We start from the raw sequence: 19596 nt of genomic DNA on the forward strand, positions 1-19596 counted from the left end.
GTTGTGTTTTTGCTCGGCGCAGGCTGGCGTTCTTTCTTTTTTCTTGGGGTCGGTATGAGCCGGGCCGTCACCCCCCCGCCCTCAACCACCCCCCCCCGGGGGCGGGGGGGCGGGCCCCCCCCCGCGAAGGGGCCCTCGAAATCACTAGATTCGGAAACTACCGACCAACTGCTTCAACCGCGCCGCCTGCTGCTCAAGGTCTGAACACGCACGCAACGTCGACTGCAAGTTCTCCACGCCTTCCTGGTTCAGCGTGTTGATTTCGGTAATGTCGACGTTGATCGACTCCACCACCGCCGTCTGCTCTTCCGTCGCAGTGGCCACCGACTGGTTCATCCCGTCGATCTCACCGATACGCTGAGTCACGCTGCCCAGACGTTCGCCCGCCTGGTTGGCGATGCCGACGCTGCTTTCGCTCTGGCGCTGGCTGTCGGTCATGGTGATCACGGCTTCCCGGGCGCCGACTTGCAGTTCCTCGATCATCTTCTGCACTTGCTGCGCCGAATCCTGAGTACGGTGCGCGAGGTTACGCACTTCGTCCGCTACCACGGCAAAACCACGACCGGCTTCACCGGCACGGGCCGCTTCGATGGCGGCGTTGAGTGCCAGCAGGTTGGTCTGCTGGGAGATGCTGGTGATCACTTCCAGAATCTGCCCGATGTTCACGGTGTTGCTGTTGAGCGTTTCGATGTTGCCGCACGAATCGCTGATCTTCGCCGAGAGCTGCTGCATCGCCGCGATGGTTTTATCCACGACTTGCTGGCCGTCCTCGGCCAATGCGCGAGCATCGCTCGAATGCTGAGAGGCGAGGGCGGCGTTCTGGGCGATTTCCTGGGCGGCAGCACCCAGCTCGTTGATAGCGGCGGCGACGCTGCTGGTGCGCGAGGCTTGCTGGTCGGAGTTGAACATCGACGAGTTCGACGCGGCAACCACACGCAAGGCGACTTCGTTGACCTGGCCGGTGGCTGAGGACACTTCGCGAATCGAGGTGTGAATACGCTCCACGAAGCGGTTGAACGAAGTGCCCAAAGCACCGAATTCGTCCTGGCCGTGAATGGTCAGGCGTTTGGTCAGGTCACCTTCGCCTTCGGCGATGTCGTGCATGGCGCGGCCCATGGTCAACAGCGGCTGCATCAAGAAGCTGATCAGCATGCCCAACAGCGCGATGATGATCACCACGGCAATGACCATGGCGATGATCGCCGAGGTGCGGAATTCGCTGAGCATCGAGAACGCGGTGTCCTGATCCAGCACCAGCGCCACGTACCAGCCTGCCGAAGGCACACCGTTGACGTGGGTAAAGGAGATGAATTGGGTCTTGCCGTCGATCTCGACTTCTTTCATGCCCGGGCTGATTTTCGGCGCGCCATTCAGGTAAGCGTCGGTCAGGCTCTTGAGCACCAGTTTGCTGTCCGGGTGAATCAGGATCTTGCCGTCGGCACTGACGATGAACGCGTGGCCATGGCCGCCGAAGTTCAGCGAGTTGATGATCGCGCTGACACTGGACAGGTCGATGTCTGCGCCGGCGACGCCGATCATTTGATTCTGATGTTTCACCGGCGTGGCGACGGTGATCACCAGTTTGCCCGACGACGCGGCGATGTAGGGTTCGGTGACGATGGTCTGTTGTGCACCGTTGGCCGCCTTGTACCAGCCACGGGCGCGAGGGTCGTAATCCGCCGCTCGATTGCCGGCCGGGACCGAGAACATCACGCCGTCGGTGCCACCGAAGTAGCTCAACTGAAAATTACTGGTGTAAGCCGGCAGGTCGATGGCGCGCTTGAGGTTGGCCTGGGCGCTGCCGTCCACGGCGATCTGCTGGGACAGCGATTGCAGCAACTGAATGCGGCTTTCCAGCCAGGTCTGGATGTTGCTGGTGGTCAGGCTGCCGAGTTCCTGCATCGAGGATTCGGTACTGCTGCGCAGGGTTTGCCGCTGGCGGTAGTCGTTGAAGAGGATGAAACAAGCGAATGCAACGGCCACCACGAGGGCGGCAGCCAACAAGATCTTGTGGCTGAACTTCATGTTTCTGGTCATTAAATGAGCTACCGCGGCGGGGGCTGGTCAAAAGGGCGTCTTGCGTTGCTTTTATGTCGACCAGTCGGCGCCAAAGATTAGGCGGCTTTTTGCGAAAACCGACGAAATACTCAGTAGCGAAAGAAAGTTGCTGATTTTTCGAAAAAAGGCAGACGAGCGGCCTGATAAATAGCCGGCCGACCAGGGAACCAGAAAGGGGTTTTCTCTTCTAAGCTTCAGCTTGGCAGCCATGCCATTCCCCTTCGCCCCAGGAGCTACACCATGTCGCTGCGTTCTATTGCCCTGCTTTCGTTCTGCGTGTTGTTGGCCGCTTGCAGCAAGATCAATCAGGAAAACTACTCGAAGCTGTCGTCAGGCATGCCCAAGGCCGAGGTAGAAACCTTGCTGGGCAAACCCGCCGATTGCTCGGGCGCGCTCGGCATGTCCAGTTGCACATGGGGTGACAAGAACAGCTTTATCAGCGTGCAGTACGCCGGTGACAAAGTACTGATGTTTTCCGGCCAAGGCCTGAAGTAAACCGGGGCTACACGCCCGCGGGAGAAAAACAATGAAGCGGTTATTGATACTCCTTTTTGCCGGCCTGGTATTGGCCGGCTGCGCCACTTCCGGCGTAGATCCATTGGCACCGAAAACTGCCAATAGCGTCAATCTCAAGAAGTACCAAGGGACCTGGTACGAATTGGCCCGTCTGCCGATGTATTTCCAGCGCAACTGCGCGCAATCCGAAGCCCACTACACGCTCAAGCCTGACGGCAAGGTGTTGGTGCTCAATCGCTGCCTGACGACAGACTGGCAATGGGAAGAGGCCAAAGGCGTGGCCTGGCCACAGGAACCGGGCAAAACCGACAAACTATGGGTCGAGTTCGATACCTGGTTTTCGCGGCTGATTCCGGGTGCGGCGAAGGGCGAGTACTGGGTGTTGTACGTCAGCGATGACTACAAGACCGCCATTGTTGGCGATCCGAGTCGCAAGTATCTATGGCTGCTGTCACGGACCCCGACGGTCAATGGTGTAGTGCGTGAGGAACTGCTGAGCAAGGCGCGTCAGCAGGGCTACGACACGACGCGGCTGATCTGGCGCGCGACCGATACGCAGATGGCCAAGACTTCGAACTAACGGTCACCGAAGACCCAATGTGGGAGTGAGCCTGCTCGCGATAGCGGAATTTCAGTCAACATCCTTGTTGAAGCTGATGGCCCTATCGCGAGCAGGCTCACTCCCACATTTATTTTGTGTCAGCCCAAAAGATCGCGCAGGACTTGGGTGAAGGCGCGGTTGCTTTCTTCTTCCCCGGCATGACGCCCATCGCGCACAACCCACTGGCCATTGACCAGCACATCCCGCACCTGACGATCACCGCCGGCAAACAACCAACGATTGAGAATCCCGTCGCCACTGGCCGTCGCCAGGTACGGATCGTTGCCATCCAGCACCAGCCAATCTGCACGCTTGCCCACTTCCAGCGCCCCAATCGGCTGACCCAACGCCTGGGCCCCGCCATCCAGCGCCGCGTCGTACAGCGTGCGGCCAACCATCGGCTGATCCGCGCCATACAAACGGTTACGGCGTTGGTCGCGCAGACGCTGGCCGTATTCCAGCCAACGCAATTCTTCCACCACGCTCAATGACACATGGCTGTCGGAACCGATGCCCATGCGCCCGCCCTGAGCGAGGAAATCCACCGCCGGGAAAATCCCGTCGCCGAGGTTGGCTTCGGTGGTCAGGCACAAGCCAGCGATGGCGCGACTCTTGGCCATCAGCGTGACTTCTTCCGGGTTGGCGTGGGTCGCGTGAACCAGGCACCAGCGCTGATCGACTTCGGTATTTTCGTACAGCCATTGCAGCGGACGGCGACCGCTCCAGCTCAGGCAGTCATCGACTTCCTTCTGCTGCTCGGCGATGTGAATATGCACCGGGCATTGCTGGTCGCTGGCGGCCAGCACTTCGCTGATCTGCTGCGGTGTTACCGCGCGCAACGAATGGAAACACAAACCCAACGACTGCGCCGGTTGCTGCGCCAGGATTGGCTGCAAGCGCGACTGAAGCTTGAGGTAGTTTTCGGTGCTGTTGATAAAGCGGCGCTGGCCGTCGTTCGGGGCCTGGCCGCCGAAACCGGAATGGCTGTAGAGCACCGGCAGCAGGGTCAGGCCGATCCCGGCGGAACTGGCGGCCTGGCTGATGCGCAGCGCCAGTTCGGCCGGGTCCGCGTAAGGCTGGCCGTTGGTGTCGTGGTGTACGTAGTGAAATTCCGCGACCGAGGTGTAACCGGCCTTGAGCATTTCGATGTACAGCTGACGGGCGATAACGCCGAGTTGATCCGGACTGATTTTTCCGACGAGGCGATACATCAAATCGCGCCAGGTCCAGAAACTGTCATTCGGATTACCCGCCACTTCCGCCAGCCCGGCCATGGCGCGCTGGAAGGCGTGGGAGTGTAAATTCGGCATACCCGGCAGCAGCGGACCGCTTAGCCGTTCGGCGCCATCTGCGTTGGAATCGGCCTGGATATGGGTCAACACGCCATCGGCGCTGACCTCAAGACGTACATTGTTGGCCCATCCACTAGGCAGCAGCGCGCGTTCGGCAAAGAAGGCGGACATGGTTCAGCACCCCATCGTGTGTTATTTGTATATACATATACAGACGTTTGCCTGCTCGGTAAACTCCGGCAAGCTAGCAACTTCTAACCGATGAACAAGGATTAACCGTGCCGACTCCGCCTACAGTCTCCCCGTTGGCCGCGAATATGGGCGACAGTCCGGCGCCCTTGTACGCCCGCGTCAAACAGATGATCACCCAGCAAATCGACAGTGGAAACTGGCCGCCGCACTACCGCGTTCCGTCGGAAAGCGAGCTGGTCAATCAGCTGGGTTTCAGCCGCATGACCATCAACCGCGCCTTGCGCGAGATGACCGCCGACGGTCTGCTGGTGCGCATGCAGGGTGTCGGTACGTTCGTCGCCGAGCCGAAAAGTCAGTCCGCGCTGTTTGAAGTCCACAACATCGCCGACGAAATCGCCTCCCGTGGCCATCGCCACACCTGCAAGGTCATCACCCTCGAGGAAGAGGCTGCTGGTTCTGAGCGGGCACTGGCCCTGGACATGCGTGAAGGCCAGAAAGTCTTTCACTCGCTGATCGTGCATTTCGAAAATGATATCCCGGTGCAAATCGAAGACCGTTTCGTCAACGCATTGGTGGCGCCGGACTACCTCAAGCAGGACTTCACCCTGCAAACGCCCTACGCCTATCTGAACCAGGTCGCGCCGCTGACCGAAGGCGAGCACGTGGTCGAGGCGATTCTGGCCGAGGCCAGCGAGTGCAAGTTGCTGCAGATTGAAAAGGGCGAGCCGTGCCTGCTGATTCGTCGCCGGACCTGGTCCGGTCGTCAGCCAGTGACCGCCGCCCGTTTGATCCACCCCGGTTCCCGTCATCGTCTGGAAGGTCGGTTCCATAAATGAGTCAGTTCAAGGTTCTACGTGCAATAGATTACCCACGCATGCCATGGAAAAACGGCGGCGGCAGTACTGAAGAAATCACCCGTGATGGTGGTGCCGGTCTTGAGGGTTTCGGCTGGCGTCTGTCGATTGCCGACATCGGCGAGTCGGGCGGCTTCTCGACATTCGCCGGCTATGAGCGAGTGATCACTGTACTGCAAGGCGACGGCATGACCTTGCGGGTTGATGGCCAGGACACAAAGTCACTGTTACCGCTGGACCCGTTTGCCTTCAGCGGCGAGAGCCAGGTTTCCTGCACCTTGCTCGGTGGGCCGATCCGCGACTTCAACCTGATTTATGCCCCGCAGCGTTATAGCGCGCGATTGCAGTGGCTGGACGGCGAGCAGCGGTTTTTCAGCTCGGCAGGCACCGTGTTGGTATTTAGTGTCACCGACGAGCTTGAAGTGAAGGTCGGTAACAGTGCCTCACAACTCGGTCGCCATGATTGCCTGCAACTCGACGGTAACGCCGGTTTGCTGGAAGTCTCCAGCAATGGCCCGTGCTGTGTCATCGAACTGATCGCACGCTGATTCAACATTCTTAAAAGATCGCAGCCTCGTTTCACTCGACAGCTCCTACAGGATGAACGCCATTCTCCTGTAGGAGCTGTCGAGTGAAACGAGGCTGCGATCTTTTGCTTTCTAGCGTTCCCCAACGCGCACCAACTTGTTACCGAACGCCCCAGCGTGGCGCAAAACCACGTTCAGGTAACAGCGGTCACACCCCTCGCAAAATCCCCCCGAAAAATTTCATCTTTGCCAGAACCCTTGATCCAGGCGCCTTCCAGCCCTTTCAAAACTTTTCTTGAACACTCATCCAGCAAGTTGGCCGCTTGATTGCATATGCTTGTATGTACAAGTAAAGACGTATGCGTATGAGTCGATCGAGACTCCCCGCAGCGTCCACTGATTCGCTTGTGTCGCTTTGACGCGCACAGGCTGGCTTGCCCCCCGCCAGGGTTGGTTTGAATTGATCGCTGAGGAGTCTTTTTCGTGACTGACAATACCCAGAAACCTACTAAGTTTCGTGACGTTGAAATCCGTGCCGCTCGCGGTAACAAGCTGACCGCCAAAAGCTGGCTGACTGAAGCGCCGCTGCGCATGTTGATGAACAACCTCGACCCGGAAGTCGCCGAGAACCCTAAAGAACTGGTGGTTTACGGTGGTATCGGCCGTGCGGCACGTAACTGGGAATGCTACGACAAGATCGTCGAAAGCCTGACCAACCTGAATGACGACGAGACCCTGCTGGTGCAATCCGGCAAGCCGGTCGGCGTGTTCAAGACCCACAGCAACGCCCCGCGCGTACTGATCGCCAACTCCAACCTGGTGCCACACTGGGCGAGCTGGGAACACTTCAACGAACTGGACGCCAAAGGCTTGGCCATGTACGGCCAGATGACTGCCGGCAGCTGGATCTACATCGGCAGCCAGGGCATCGTTCAAGGCACTTACGAAACCTTCGTCGAAGCCGGTCGCCAACATTACAACGATGACCTGAAAGGTCGTTGGGTCCTGACCGCAGGCCTCGGCGGCATGGGCGGCGCTCAGCCTCTGGCCGCGACCCTGGCCGGCGCTTGCTCGCTGAACATCGAATGCCAACAAGTCAGCATCGATTTCCGTTTGAACAGCCGTTACGTCGATGAGCAAGCCACTGACCTCGACGACGCACTGGCCCGTATCGCCAAATACACCAAGGAAGGCAAAGCGATTTCCATCGCCCTGCTCGGCAACGCCGCCGAAATCCTTCCAGAACTGGTCAAGCGCGGCGTGCGCCCGGACATGGTCACCGACCAGACCAGCGCCCACGACCCGCTCAACGGTTACCTGCCAGCCGGCTGGACCTGGGAAGAGTACCGCGCTCGCGCCAAGACCGAGCCTGCTACCGTGGTCAAAGCCGCCAAGCAATCGATGGCCGTGCACGTTAAAGCGATGCTCGAATTCCAGAAGATGGGCATTCCGACCTTCGACTACGGCAACAACATCCGTCAGATGGCCCAGGAAGAAGGCGTTGAGAACGCATTCGACTTCCCAGGTTTCGTACCGGCTTACATCCGTCCGCTGTTCTGCCGCGGTATCGGTCCGTTCCGTTGGGCTGCACTGTCGGGCAACGCCGAAGACATCTACAAAACCGATGCCAAGGTCAAAGAACTGATCCCGGACGACGCCCACCTGCACAACTGGCTGGACATGGCGCGCGAGCGCATCAGCTTCCAGGGTCTGCCGGCACGTATCTGCTGGGTTGGCCTGGGCCTGCGCGCCAAGCTCGGTCTGGCGTTCAACGAAATGGTTCGCAGCGGTGAATTGTCCGCGCCAATCGTGATCGGTCGCGACCACCTGGACTCCGGTTCGGTAGCCAGCCCGAACCGCGAAACCGAATCCATGCAAGACGGTTCCGATGCCGTGTCCGACTGGCCACTGCTCAACGCTCTGCTCAACACCGCGAGCGGCGCGACCTGGGTTTCCCTGCACCACGGCGGCGGCGTCGGCATGGGCTTCTCTCAGCACTCGGGCATGGTGATTGTCTGCGACGGTACTGACGAAGCGGCCGAGCGTATCGCTCGCGTCCTGCACAACGACCCGGCTACCGGTGTTATGCGTCACGCCGATGCGGGTTACCAGATCGCGATCGACTGCGCCAAGGAACAGGGGCTGAACCTGCCGATGATTACCGGCAAATAAAATGCAAAACCTGTAGGAGCGAGCCTGCTCGCGATGAGGGCGGCACATTCAGCACTTTTGCTGACTGACACACCGCTATCGCGAGCAGGCTCACTCCTACAAGAGCCAACAACAAGAACAATACCCATAACAATCCATAGAGGTTGAATCATGGCTGTTAACAGTGATCGTGCAGGCAGTAAACCGTTGATCGAGAAACGTTCGATCGACTACATCCCGGAAGCGGAGAGACACGGTCGTCTGTTGAGCCAGTTCACCCTGTGGATGGGTGCCAACCTGCAAATCACCGCGATTGTCACCGGGGCTCTGGCCGTGGTGCTGGGCGGTGACGTGTTCTGGTCGTTGATCGGTCTGCTGATCGGTCAACTGCTCGGCGGTGGCGTCATGGCGCTGCACGCGGCACAAGGGCCGAAGCTTGGCCTGCCGCAGATGATTTCCAGCCGGGTGCAGTTCGGCGTATATGGCGCGGCCATCCCTATCGTGCTGGTGTGCTTGATGTACCTCGGCTTCACTGCCACCGGCACCGTGCTGTCCGGTCAGGCGCTGGGCCAGTTGTTTGGCGTCAGCGACACCGTAGGTATCCTGATTTTCGCCAGTGTCATCGTGCTGGTCACGGTGCTCGGTTATAGGGTGATCCATTGGATAGGCCGTGTTGCCAGCGTCATTGGCGTGATTGCCTTTGTTTATCTGTTCAGCCGTCTGATCAGTCAGGTTGACGTGGGTGCACTTCTGCAAATCCGTCACTTCAGCTGGAGCAGCTTCCTGCTTGCGGTGTCGCTCGCGGCGTCCTGGCAGATCGCTTTCGGCCCTTATGTGGCGGACTATTCTCGCTACCTGCCGAGCAAGATTTCCTCGGTGAAAACCTTTTTTGCCGCAGGTGCAGGTTCGGTCATTGGCGCCCAGGTGGCGATGGTCCTTGGCGTGTTTGCTGCCGCTTCGGCCAACGGGCAATTCGCCGGCCATGAAGTGGCCTACATCGTGGGTCTGGGTGGAACCGGTGCCACCGCTGCGCTGCTGTACTTCAGCATCGCGTTCGGCAAGGTCACCATCTCCACGCTCAACTCCTACGGCAGCTTCATGTGCATTGCGACCATCATCAGCGGCTTCCGTGGTGAACTGAAGGTCTCGCGCTTGCAGCGTCTGGTCTTCGTACTGGTCATCGTCGGTGCGGCGACCCTGATGGCGTTGCTCGGTCAGCACTCGTTCCTCGGTGCGTTCAAGTCCTTCATCCTGTTCTTGCTGGCGTTCTTTACGCCATGGAGCGCGATCAACCTGGTGGACTACTACTGCATCACCCGCGAGCGCTATGACGTACCGGCGCTGGCCGATCCGAATGGTCGCTACGGCCGTTGGAACGCCCTCGGTATCAGCGTCTATGTGTTCGGTGTGCTGGTGCAGTTGCCGTTCATCTCTACCAAGTTCTATACCGGTCCGCTGGTAGCGGCCCTGGGTGATGTGGATATTTCCTGGATCATCGGTCTGGTGATTCCCGCAGCCCTGTACTACGTGAGCGCAAAAAAATGGCACGGCTCCGTACCTGATCACCTGATTCTGCCAGTCGAGCAGGACAGCGATGCAGCACCTATAACAAGCGGGGCCGGTCGCGCTGCGGCGCAGGCCTGATTGGACGTGGACAGGGCTGGATGCCTCTTGACTGCCGTAAGCCAACTTATGATTAGGAGCGTCACTACAATGAAATCGAACAAGACCCTGCTGACCACATTGCTTTCCATGGGCCTGCTGGCCAGCGCCGGCGCCACTCAGGCGGCTGGTTGGTGCGAGTCGGGCAAACCGGTGAAGTTCGCCGGCCTGAACTGGGAAAGCGCCATGCTGCTGACCGACGTGCTGCAAGTCGTGTTGGAGAAAGGCTACGACTGCAAGACCGACAGCCTGCCGGGCAACTCCATCACCATGGAAAACGCCCTGAGCAGCAACGATATTCAAATCTTCGCCGAAGAGTGGGTTGGCCGCAGCGAAGTCTGGAACAAGGCCGAGAAGGCCGGCAAGGTTGTCGGTGTCGGCGCTCCGGTCGTGGGTGCTGTCGAAGGCTGGTACGTACCGCGTTACGTGATCGAAGGCGACGCCAAGCGCAAGCTGGAAGCCAAGGCGCCGGACCTGAAAAACATTGCTGACCTAGGCAAGTATTCCGCCGTGTTCAAGGACGCCGAAGAGCCATCCAAGGGCCGTTTCTACAACTGCCCGGCCGGCTGGACCTGTGAACTCGACAACAGCGAAATGCTGAAAAGCTACGGTCTGGAAAGCACCTACACCAACTTCCGTCCGGGCACCGGCCCGGCGCTGGATGCCGCGGTGCTGTCGAGCTACAAGCGTGGCGAGCCGATCCTGTTCTACTACTGGTCGCCAACCCCGTTGATGGGCCAGGTCGACCTGGTGAAACTCGATGAGAAACCAGGAGTGAACAAGCAAGTGACCATCAAGGTCGGCCTGTCCAAGACCTTCCACGAGCAAGCCCCGGAACTGGTGGCTGTGCTGGAAAAGGTCAACCTGCCAATCGACCTGCTCAACCAGAATCTCGGGCGCATGGCCAAAGAGCGGATCGAGTCACCAAAACTGGCCAAGATCTTCTTGAAGGAACATCCTGAAGTCTGGCACGCATGGGTGAGCGACGACGCAGCCAAGAAAATCGACGCGGCCTTGTAGGTTGAGCCTCTCCGGCTGCCCTGAGCGGCAGTCGGACGCTTGATCGCAACCCCTTGATTGAGAGTCTCTTATGTTTCCCGAAAGCTTTACCTTTTCCATCGCCGACTGGGTCAACAGTTGGGTCGATTCACTGGTCACTAACTACGGCGATGTGTTCCGCAGCATCTCCGACACCCTGTTGTGGGCCATCGTCAATCTTGAAGGGCTGCTGCGTGCGGCGCCCTGGTGGCTGATGCTGGCGATCGTGGCGGGCGTTGCCTGGCACGCGACCCGCAAAGTCGTGACCACCGCCGTGATCGTTGGCTTGTTGTTCCTGGTGGGTGCGGTCGGCCTCTGGGACAAGCTGATGCAGACCCTGGCGTTGATGATGGTGGCGACCATCATTTCGGTGATGATCGGCATTCCGCTGGGCATTCTTTCGGCACGCAGCAATCGCCTGCGTTCGATCCTGATGCCGCTGCTGGACATCATGCAGACCATGCCGAGTTTCGTGTACCTGATCCCGGTGCTGATGTTGTTCGGCCTGGGCAAGGTCCCGGCGATTTTCGCCACCGTGATCTATGCCGCACCACCGCTGATCCGCCTGACTGATCTGGGTATTCGCCAGGTCGACGGCGAAGTGATGGAGGCGATCAACGCCTTCGGTGCCAACCGTTGGCAGCAACTGTTTGGCGTGCAACTTCCGCTGGCCCTGCCGAGCATCATGGCCGGGATTAACCAGACCACCATGATGGCCCTGTCGATGGTGGTAATCGCCTCGATGATCGGCGCTCGTGGTCTTGGCGAAGACGTGTTGGTGGGGATTCAGACCCTCAACGTCGGGCGTGGTCTTGAGGCCGGTCTGGCGATCGTGATTCTGGCAGTGGTTATCGACCGTATTACTCAGGCGTATGGTCGGGCACGGCATGAGGTGAGCAAATGAACAACGAAGCCATCAGCAAGATCGAAGTCAAAAACGTCTTCAAGATTTTCGGCAACCGTTCCAAGGATGCGCTGGCCATGATTGGCCAGGGCAAAACCAAAGATCAGGTGCTGGCCGAAACCGGCTGTGTGGTCGGCGTGAACGACCTGTCGTTGAGCATCGGCACCGGCGAGATCTTCGTGATCATGGGCCTGTCGGGTTCCGGCAAGTCGACGCTGGTGCGCCACTTCAATCGTCTGATCGACCCGACCAGCGGCGCGATCCTGGTGGACGGCGTGGACATCCTGCAATACGACATGGAAGCCCTGCGCGAATTTCGCCGGCACAAGATCAGCATGGTGTTCCAGAGCTTTGGCCTGCTGCCGCACAAGACCGTGGTGGATAACGTCGCCTACGGCTTGAAAGTGCGTGGCGAGACCAAGCAAATGTGCTCCGAGCGTGCGCTGCACTGGATCAACACCGTGGGCCTCAAGGGCTACGAAAACAAGTACCCGCATCAGCTCTCGGGCGGCATGCGTCAGCGTGTGGGCCTGGCTCGCGCCTTGGCGGCAGACACCGACATCATCCTGATGGACGAAGCCTTCAGTGCCCTCGACCCGCTGATTCGCGCGGAGATGCAGGACCAGTTGCTGGAACTGCAAAAGACCCTGCATAAGACCATCGTCTTCATCACCCACGACCTCGATGAGGCCGTGCGCATCGGCAACCGCATTGCGATTCTCAAGGATGGCCGCCTGATTCAGGTGGGCACGCCAAGAGAGATCCTGCATTCGCCGGCGGATGAGTATGTGGATCGGTTCGTACAGCGGCGGGCTGCGGTGGTTTAAAGAGATTTGTGTTGGCTGGGCTGACCTCATCGCGAGCGGGCTCACTCCTACAGTTGGAATGCGTACCCCTGTAGGAGTGAGCCTGCTCGCGATAGCGTCAGTGAAGCTGCATCAATATTACGGTTGAGGTTTTAGATGTCCCAGGCTGAAAAAATCGTTATCGCCGACGCCCCGTTGCGTTGGCAAGATGTGGTCGCCGTCGCCCGTCATGGCGCACAGCTTGAGCTGTCGCCACAGGTCTGGGCACGGATCGAAAATGCCCAGGCGATCGTCCAGCGCATCGTCGTCAGCGGTGAACGCGCGTATGGCGTCAACACCGGCCTCGGTGCGCTGTGCAATGTCTCGCTCAAAGACGAACAACTCAGCCAACTGTCGCGCAACACCCTGCTCAGTCACGCCTGTGGCGTTGGCGCGCCACTGGCCGACGAACAGACCCGCGCAATCATCTGCGCCGCTATTCGCAACTACAGCCATGGCAAATCCGGCATTCATCGCCGGGTCGTCGAAGGGCTTCTGGCGCTGCTCAATCGTGGCATCACCCCGCAAGTGCCGTCCCAAGGCTCGGTGGGTTACCTGACCCACATGGCCCACGTCAGCATCGCGCTGCTGGGTGTCGGCAATGTCAGCTATCGCGGGCAGATCGTTTCCGCACAGCAAGCCCTGGCCGAAGAAGGCCTGCAACCGGTTCAGCTGGGCGCCAAAGATGGCCTGTGCCTGGTCAACGGCACGCCGTGCATGACCGGCCTCAGTTGCCTGGCAATCGCCGACGCCACGCGTCTTCTGCAGTGGGCTGACGTGATCGGCGCCATGAGCTTCGAAGCCCAGCGCGGCCAGATCGCCGCGTTCGATGCCGAGATCATTGCCCTCAAGCCACACCCGGGTATGCAGCAAGTCGGCATCAACCTGCGGGCGCTGCTCGATGGCAGTGAAGTGATCGCCAGCAGCAAAGGCATTCGTACGCAGGATGCGTTGAGCATCCGCTCGATCCCGCAGGTTCACGGCGCCGCTCGCGATCAGCTTGAGCACGCGAAAAAGCAGATCGAAACCGAACTCAACTCCGTCACCGACAACCCGATGCTGCTGGGCACGCCGGACAACTTCCGCGTCATGTCCCAGGCCAATCCGCACGGCCAGTCGGTCGCGCTCGCTGCTGATTTGCTGGCCATCGCCATGGCGGAAATCGGCTCCATTGCCGAGCGTCGCCTGGACCGCCTGATCAACCCGCATGTCAGCGGTTTGCCGGCATTCCTGGTGGCCAATCCGGGGGTGAACTCCGGAATGATGATCGTCCAGTACGTCGCCGCTTCCCTGTGTGCGGAAAACCGTCAGTTGGCGCAACCGGCGGTACTCGACAACTACGTCACTTCGGGTCTGCAGGAAGACCACCTGAGCCTGGGCACCAACGCCGCGCTGAAGCTGCATCGCGCCCTGGAAAACTGCACGCAGATCCTCGCCATCGAGTACCTGCTGGCGTCTCAGGCGTTTGAATTCTTGAAAGAGCAACGCTTCGGCACCGGCACTGATGCTGCCTGGCGTCTGCTGCGCGAGCGAGTTCCGGCCTACGACCAGGACCGCTGGCTGGCACCGGACATCGCCAGTGCCGCCGCCGTTTTGAAAGACCCGATTTTGCTGCACAAAGCGTTACCGAACCTGAACTGATTTCCACCACACCAGCGTGCCAAGGCGCGGCTCCCCAGAAGGCGAGACGCGACGGACAACGGATATCTCCGGAGCGTCTGGTGAGTTAATGACAAACTCTCAAAAGGAGCACGAAATGACTGCGTTAAACCTTATTCCCGGCCAACTGAGCCTTGCCCAACTGCGTGATGTCTATCAGCAGCCGGTCAAAATCACCCTCGATGACAGCGCCTCGAACCAGATTGAAGCCAGCGTTGCCTGCGTGGAACAGATCCTCGCCGAGAACCGCACCGCCTATGGCATCAACACTGGTTTCGGCCTGCTGGCGTCGACCCGTATCGCCAGCGAAGACCTCGAAAACCTGCAGCGTTCGCTGGTGCTGTCCCACGCCGCCGGTGTCGGCGAGCCGATCAGCGACGCACTGGTTCGCTTGGTCATGGTGCTCAAGGTCAACAGCCTGAGCCGTGGCTTCTCCGGTATTCGTCGCAAGGTCATCGACGCGCTGATCGCCCTGATCAATGCCGAGGTTTACCCGCACATCCCATTGAAAGGTTCGGTCGGTGCATCCGGTGACCTGGCGCCTTTGGCCCACATGTCGCTGGTGCTGCTGGGCGAAGGTAAAGCTCGCTACAAAGGCGAGTGGATGGAAGCAACCGAAGCGCTGAAAGTCGCCGGTCTGACCCCGCTGACCCTGGCCGCGAAAGAAGGTCTGGCGTTGCTCAACGGTACTCAGGTGTCCACCGCTTACGCGCTGCGTGGTCTGTTCGAAGGTGAAGATCTGTTTGCTGGCGCTGTGGCGCTGGGCGCCCTGACCGTTGAAGCCGTGCTGGGCTCGCGCTCGCCGTTCGACGCACGTATCCATGCTGCTCGCGGCCAGAAAGGCCAGATCGACGCCGCTGCCGCTTACCGCGATCTGCTGGGCGAGCGCAGTGAAGTGTCCGACTCCCACGAAAACTGCGAAAAAGTGCAGGACCCGTACTCCCTGCGCTGCCAGCCACAAGTCATGGGCGCCTGCCTGACCCAGTTCCGTCAGGCCGCCGAAGTGCTCGCCATCGAAGCCAACGCCGTTTCGGACAACCCGCTGGTGTTCGCCGCTGAAGGTGACGTGATCTCCGGCGGTAACTTCCACGCCGAACCTGTCGCCATGGCCGCCGACAACATGGCGTTGGCCATCGCTGAAATCGGTTCCCTGAGCGAACGTCGTATCTCGCTGATGATGGACAAGCACATGTCGCAACTGCCGCCGTTCCTGGTGGCCAATGGCGGCGTGAACTCCGGCTTCATGATTGCCCAGGTAACCGCAGCGGCACTGGCCAGCGAGAACAAGGCGTTGTCTCATCCGCACTCGGTGGACAGCCTGCCGACTTCCGCGAACCAGGAAGACCACGTTTCCATGGCCCCGGCTGCCGGCAAGCGCCTGTGGGAAATGGCCGAAAACACGCGCGGCGTCCTCGCGGTGGAATGGTTGGCGGCAGCTCAGGGCCTCGACCTGCGTGAAGGTCTGAAAACCTCGGCCAAACTGGAAAAGGTCCGGGCGATTTTGCGGGCTGACGTGCCGTTTTATGAGAAGGACCGTTTCTTTGCGCCGGACATCAATGCGGCCAGCAAGTTGTTGGCCACGCGTTGCCTGAATGAGCTGGTTACGGCGAAGTTGTTGCCTAGCCTGTAATGGCCTTTTCGCGAGCAGGCTCGCTTCCACATTGGAATGCATACCCCTGTGGGAGCGAGCCTGCTCTCGATTCGATTTTGCGTCGAATAAGAATAATTAAGGACGAGCAATGCAACAGTCAGAAAAGGGTTTGAAACGCGGGCTCTCTGCCCGACATATTCGCTTCATGGCGCTGGGGTCGGCGATCGGCACCGGGCTGTTTTACGGTTCTGCCTCGGCCATTCAAATGGCCGGTCCTGCGGTCCTGCTCGCTTACCTGATTGGTGGCGCGGCGGTGTTCATGGTCATGCGCGCCCTCGGTGAGATGGCGGTGCACAACCCGGTGGCCGGCTCTTTCGGCCACTACGCCAGCACCTACCTTGGGCCGATGGCGGGCTTCATCCTCGGTTGGACCTACGCGTTTGAAATGGTCATCGTCGGCATGGCCGACGTCACCGCATTTGGTATTTACATGGGCTTCTGGTTTCCGGAAGTCGCCCGCTGGATCTGGGTGCTGGGCATCGTTTCGGTGGTCGGCGGCTTGAACCTGTGCAACGTCAAAGTCTTCGGTGAAATGGAATTCTGGCTGTCGCTGCTCAAGGTCGCGGCCATCGTCGCGATGATCCTCGGTGGCTTCGGCATCATGCTGTTCGGCATCAGCACGGCGCCCGGCGCCCAGGCGACCGACATCAGCAATCTCTGGAGCCATGGCGGCTTCATGCCTAACGGCGTGGGCGGTTTGATCGCTTCGTTCGCGGTAGTGATGTTTGCGTTTGGCGGCATTGAAATCATCGGCGTGACCGCCGGTGAAGCCAAAGACCCGCAGCGCGTACTGCCCAGGGCGATCAATGCCGTACCGTTGCGTATCCTGCTGTTCTACGTGCTGACGATGTTCGTGCTGATGTCGATTTTTCCATGGCAGCAGATCGGCAGCCAAGGCAGCCCATTCGTGCAGATTTTCGACAATCTTGGGATCAGCTCGGCGGCGACCATTCTCAATATCGTGGTGATCTCGGCGGCAGTGTCGGCGATCAACAGTGACATCTTCGGCGCTGGCCGCATGATGTACGGTCTGGCCCAGCAAGGGCATGCGCCTAAAGGCTTCGCCCGCTTGTCGCGCAACGGCGTGCCATGGATGACTGTGGTGGTCATGAGCGTAGCGCTGCTACTGGGCGTGCTGCTGAACTACCTGATTCCGGAAAACGTGTTCCTGTTGATCGCCTCTATCGCCACCTTTGCGACGGTGTGGGTCTGGTTGATGATTCTGTTCACCCAAGTGGCCATGCGTCGCTCCATGACTGCCGAGCAGGTCGCGCAACTTAAATTCCCGGTGCCGTTCTGGCCCTATGCGCCGATGGCGGCGATTGCCTTCATGCTGTTCATCTTTGGTGTGCTGGGCTATTTCCCGGACACCCAGGCGGCTCTGATCGTCGGCGTGGTCTGGATTGTATTGCTGGTGCTGGCTTACCTGACGTGGGTGAAACCGGCGGCAGGGAAGGCAATACCGGTGGAGCGGGAACCTTCTTTTTCTCATCGATAACCTAACGGAGGCCACGGATGAAAACTCTCTGGCAACACTGCCACGTCGCAACCATGGCGCAAGGCGCCTACTCGATCATCGAGGATGCGGCCATCGTGACGTCAGGAGCGCACATTGAGTGGATCGGCCCACGCGCTGAACTGCCGTCGGGCGAGTACCCGGCAGTCAATGATCTTAACGGGGCCTGGGTGACGCCGGGCCTGATCGACTGCCACACCCACACGGTGTTCGGCGGTAACCGCAGCGGTGAATTCGAACAGCGTCTGCAAGGCGTCAGCTATGCAGAAATCGCAGCGGCTGGCGGTGGCATCGCCAGCACCGTGCGCGCCACTCGCGCGGCCACTGAAGACGAACTGTTCGCCAGCGCCGCCAAGCGTCTGAAGAGCCTGATGCGCGATGGTGTGACCACGGTCGAAATGAAATCGGGCTACGGCCTGGACCTGGCCAGCGAACGCAAAATCCTGCGGGTCATCCGCCGTCTCGGCGCCGAACTGCCGGTCAGCGTGCGCAGCACCTGCCTGGCGGCTCACGCCTTGCCGCCGGAATACGCGGACCGTGCCGACGACTACATCGATCACATCTGCGCCGAGATGCTCCCGGCCCTGGCCGCCGAAGGGCTGGTGGATGCAGTGGACGCGTTCTGCGAATACCTGGCGTTTTCGCCGGCGCAGGTCGAGCGGGTGTTCATCGCCGCGCAGAAACTCGGCTTGCCGGTGAAGCTGCACGCCGAACAGTTGTCGTCGTTGCATGGTTCGAGTCTGGCCGCGCGTTACCACGCACTGTCGGCCGATCACCTGGAATTCATGACCGAAGACGACGCCATCGCCATGGCCAAGTCCGGTACCGTCGCAGTGTTGCTGCCGGGCGCCTTTTACTTCCTGCGGGAAACCCAATTGCCGCCGATGGAAGCGTTGCGCAAACACGGCGTGAAAATCGCCATCGCCACCGACCTCAACCCAGGCACCTCACCAGGGCTGTCGTTGCGTTTGATGCTGAACATGGCGTGCACCTGTTTCCGCATGACCCCGGAAGAAGCGCTGGCGGGCGCAACGATTCATGCCGCCACGGCGCTGGGCATGGCTGAAACCCACGGTTCGCTGGAAGTCGGCAAGTGTGCAGATTTCGTCGCCTGGCAAATCGATCGTCCGGCCGACCTGTCGTACTGGCTGGGCGGTGACCTGGAAAAACGCGTCGTGCGTCACGGCGTTGAAGTGAGCATTTAGGAGAACAGTTGTGGATAAGGTTCTGAACTTCAAACAAGGCCGCGTGCCACTGCTGATCAGCATGCCCCACGCCGGCCTGCGCCTGACCCCGACGGTCGAAGCCGGGTTGATCCCCGACGCGAAAAGCCTGCCGGACACTGACTGGCATATCCCGCAGCTCTATGAATTTGCTGCCGAGCTGGGCGCCAGCACCTTGGCCGCCGAGTACTCGCGTTTTGTCATCGACCTGAATCGACCGTCTGACGACAAGCCTTTGTATGTCGGCGCGACCACCGGCCTGTACCCGGCGACGCTGTTCGACGGTATTCCGTTGTTCCGCGAAGGGCATGAGCCGTCAGCGGCGGAACGTGCGACTTACCTGGAGCAGATCTGGACGCCGTACCACAACACGTTGCAGGACGAGCTGGCACGACTGAAAGCCGAGTTCGGCTATGCGCTGCTGTTTGATGCGCACTCGATCCGCTCGATCATCCCGCACCTGTTCGACGGCAAGCTGCCGGACTTCAACCTCGGTACCTTCAACGGCGCCAGTTGCGATCCACAGTTGGCCACTCAGCTGGAAGCCATCTGCGCGCGCCACGGCGATTACAGCCATGTGCTGAACGGTCGCTTCAAGGGTGGCCACATCACCCGGCATTACGGCAATCCGGCCGAGAACATCCATGCCGTGCAACTGGAGTTGGGCCAGTGCACGTACATGGAAGAGTTCGAGCCGTTCCGCTATCGCCCGGACATGGCGGCGCCGACGCAGGTGGTGCTCAAGGAATTGCTGCAAGGGCTGCTGGCCTGGGGCGAGAAGCACTACAACGCATAACCCTGTGGGAGCGAGCTTGCTCGCGATGGCGGACTGACATGCAACATCAATGTTGAATGTTACGGCCTCATCGCGAGCAAGCTCGCTCCCACAGGTAAAGGACTTCGTTAC

17 protein-coding genes are annotated in these 19596 nt (G+C 59.9%); 14 read left to right on the top strand and 3 right to left on the bottom strand.

Features of this window, described 5'->3' with window-relative positions; genetic code table 11:
- Positions 1-144: 144 nt before the first annotated feature.
- Positions 145-2037 carry a methyl-accepting chemotaxis protein gene (locus QF010_RS25500; protein WP_429534179.1) on the bottom strand — a complete coding sequence of 631 codons (1893 nt, stop codon included), beginning with the start codon at positions 2035-2037 and terminating at the stop codon, positions 145-147.
- A 51-nt stretch (positions 2038-2088) separates the two neighbouring features.
- Complete coding sequence (locus QF010_RS25505) at positions 2089-2268, bottom strand: hypothetical protein (RefSeq protein ID WP_429534180.1); 180 nt, start codon at positions 2266-2268, stop codon at positions 2089-2091.
- 30 nt (positions 2269-2298) lie between these two features.
- Between QF010_RS25505 and QF010_RS25510 the strand changes: the two genes are divergently transcribed.
- Positions 2299-2553, top strand: a complete 255-nt coding sequence (locus QF010_RS25510; protein WP_033055306.1) for a lipoprotein — start codon at positions 2299-2301, stop codon at positions 2551-2553.
- A 31-nt stretch (positions 2554-2584) separates the two neighbouring features.
- Positions 2585-3154, top strand: coding sequence for a lipocalin family protein (locus QF010_RS25515; protein WP_033055307.1), 570 nt, complete (start codon positions 2585-2587; stop codon positions 3152-3154).
- 119 nt (positions 3155-3273) lie between these two features.
- On the opposite strand, the gene QF010_RS25520 is transcribed toward QF010_RS25515, so the two are convergent.
- On the bottom strand, positions 3274-4638 hold the full coding sequence (locus QF010_RS25520) for a formimidoylglutamate deiminase (protein WP_429511337.1): 1365 nt from the start codon (positions 4636-4638) through the stop codon (positions 3274-3276).
- A 146-nt stretch (positions 4639-4784) separates the two neighbouring features.
- On the opposite strand from QF010_RS25520, the gene hutC reads away from it, so the two are divergent.
- The 12 genes from hutC (at position 4785) to hutG (ending at position 19485) form a co-directional block, all read left to right on the top strand.
- Positions 4785-5495: a histidine utilization transcriptional repressor HutC gene (gene hutC / locus QF010_RS25525; RefSeq protein WP_177326944.1), complete on the top strand. Its 711-nt coding sequence runs from the start codon at positions 4785-4787 to the stop codon at positions 5493-5495.
- Positions 5492-6061: a HutD/Ves family protein gene (locus tag QF010_RS25530; RefSeq protein WP_429511336.1), complete on the top strand. Its 570-nt coding sequence runs from the start codon at positions 5492-5494 to the stop codon at positions 6059-6061. The genes hutC and QF010_RS25530 overlap by 4 nt, the downstream gene beginning before the upstream one ends.
- 462 nt (positions 6062-6523) lie before the next feature.
- Entirely contained in the window at positions 6524-8212 is a 1689-nt protein-coding gene (hutU, locus tag QF010_RS25535; RefSeq protein ID WP_429534181.1) for a urocanate hydratase, read from the top strand.
- Positions 8213-8362: 150 nt separating this feature from the next.
- On the top strand, positions 8363-9835 hold the full coding sequence (locus tag QF010_RS25540) for a purine-cytosine permease family protein (protein WP_429534182.1): 1473 nt from the start codon (positions 8363-8365) through the stop codon (positions 9833-9835).
- A 69-nt stretch (positions 9836-9904) separates the two neighbouring features.
- Positions 9905-10873: an ABC transporter substrate-binding protein gene (locus QF010_RS25545; protein WP_033055314.1), complete on the top strand. Its 969-nt coding sequence runs from the start codon at positions 9905-9907 to the stop codon at positions 10871-10873.
- Between the two features lie 70 nt (positions 10874-10943).
- Entirely contained in the window at positions 10944-11795 is an 852-nt protein-coding gene (locus tag QF010_RS25550; RefSeq protein WP_033055315.1) for an ABC transporter permease, read from the top strand.
- Positions 11792-12622: a quaternary amine ABC transporter ATP-binding protein gene (locus QF010_RS25555; RefSeq protein ID WP_052962672.1), complete on the top strand. Its 831-nt coding sequence runs from the start codon at positions 11792-11794 to the stop codon at positions 12620-12622. The genes QF010_RS25550 and QF010_RS25555 overlap by 4 nt, the downstream gene beginning before the upstream one ends.
- Positions 12623-12757: 135 nt before the next feature.
- Positions 12758-14281, top strand: a complete 1524-nt coding sequence (hutH, locus tag QF010_RS25560; RefSeq protein ID WP_429534183.1) for a histidine ammonia-lyase — start codon at positions 12758-12760, stop codon at positions 14279-14281.
- Between the two features lie 115 nt (positions 14282-14396).
- Entirely contained in the window at positions 14397-15929 is a 1533-nt protein-coding gene (gene hutH / locus QF010_RS25565) for a histidine ammonia-lyase (RefSeq protein WP_033055317.1), read from the top strand.
- 109 nt (positions 15930-16038) lie between these two features.
- Positions 16039-17448, top strand: a complete 1410-nt coding sequence (locus tag QF010_RS25570; protein WP_429534184.1) for an amino acid permease — start codon at positions 16039-16041, stop codon at positions 17446-17448.
- Positions 17449-17465: 17 nt separating this feature from the next.
- Positions 17466-18671, top strand: a complete 1206-nt coding sequence (hutI, locus tag QF010_RS25575) for an imidazolonepropionase (RefSeq protein ID WP_046052158.1) — start codon at positions 17466-17468, stop codon at positions 18669-18671.
- Between the two features lie 10 nt (positions 18672-18681).
- The gene (hutG, locus tag QF010_RS25580; protein WP_033055320.1) at positions 18682-19485 is read left to right on the top strand and encodes an N-formylglutamate deformylase; all 804 of its coding nucleotides are present in this window, start codon (positions 18682-18684) and stop codon (positions 19483-19485) included.
- Positions 19486-19596 lie beyond the last annotated feature (111 nt).

Origin of the sequence: Pseudomonas silensiensis (assembly GCF_050434865.1) — a bacterium.
In the GTDB taxonomy this organism is placed as follows: domain Bacteria; phylum Pseudomonadota; class Gammaproteobacteria; order Pseudomonadales; family Pseudomonadaceae; genus Aquipseudomonas; species Aquipseudomonas fluorescens_W.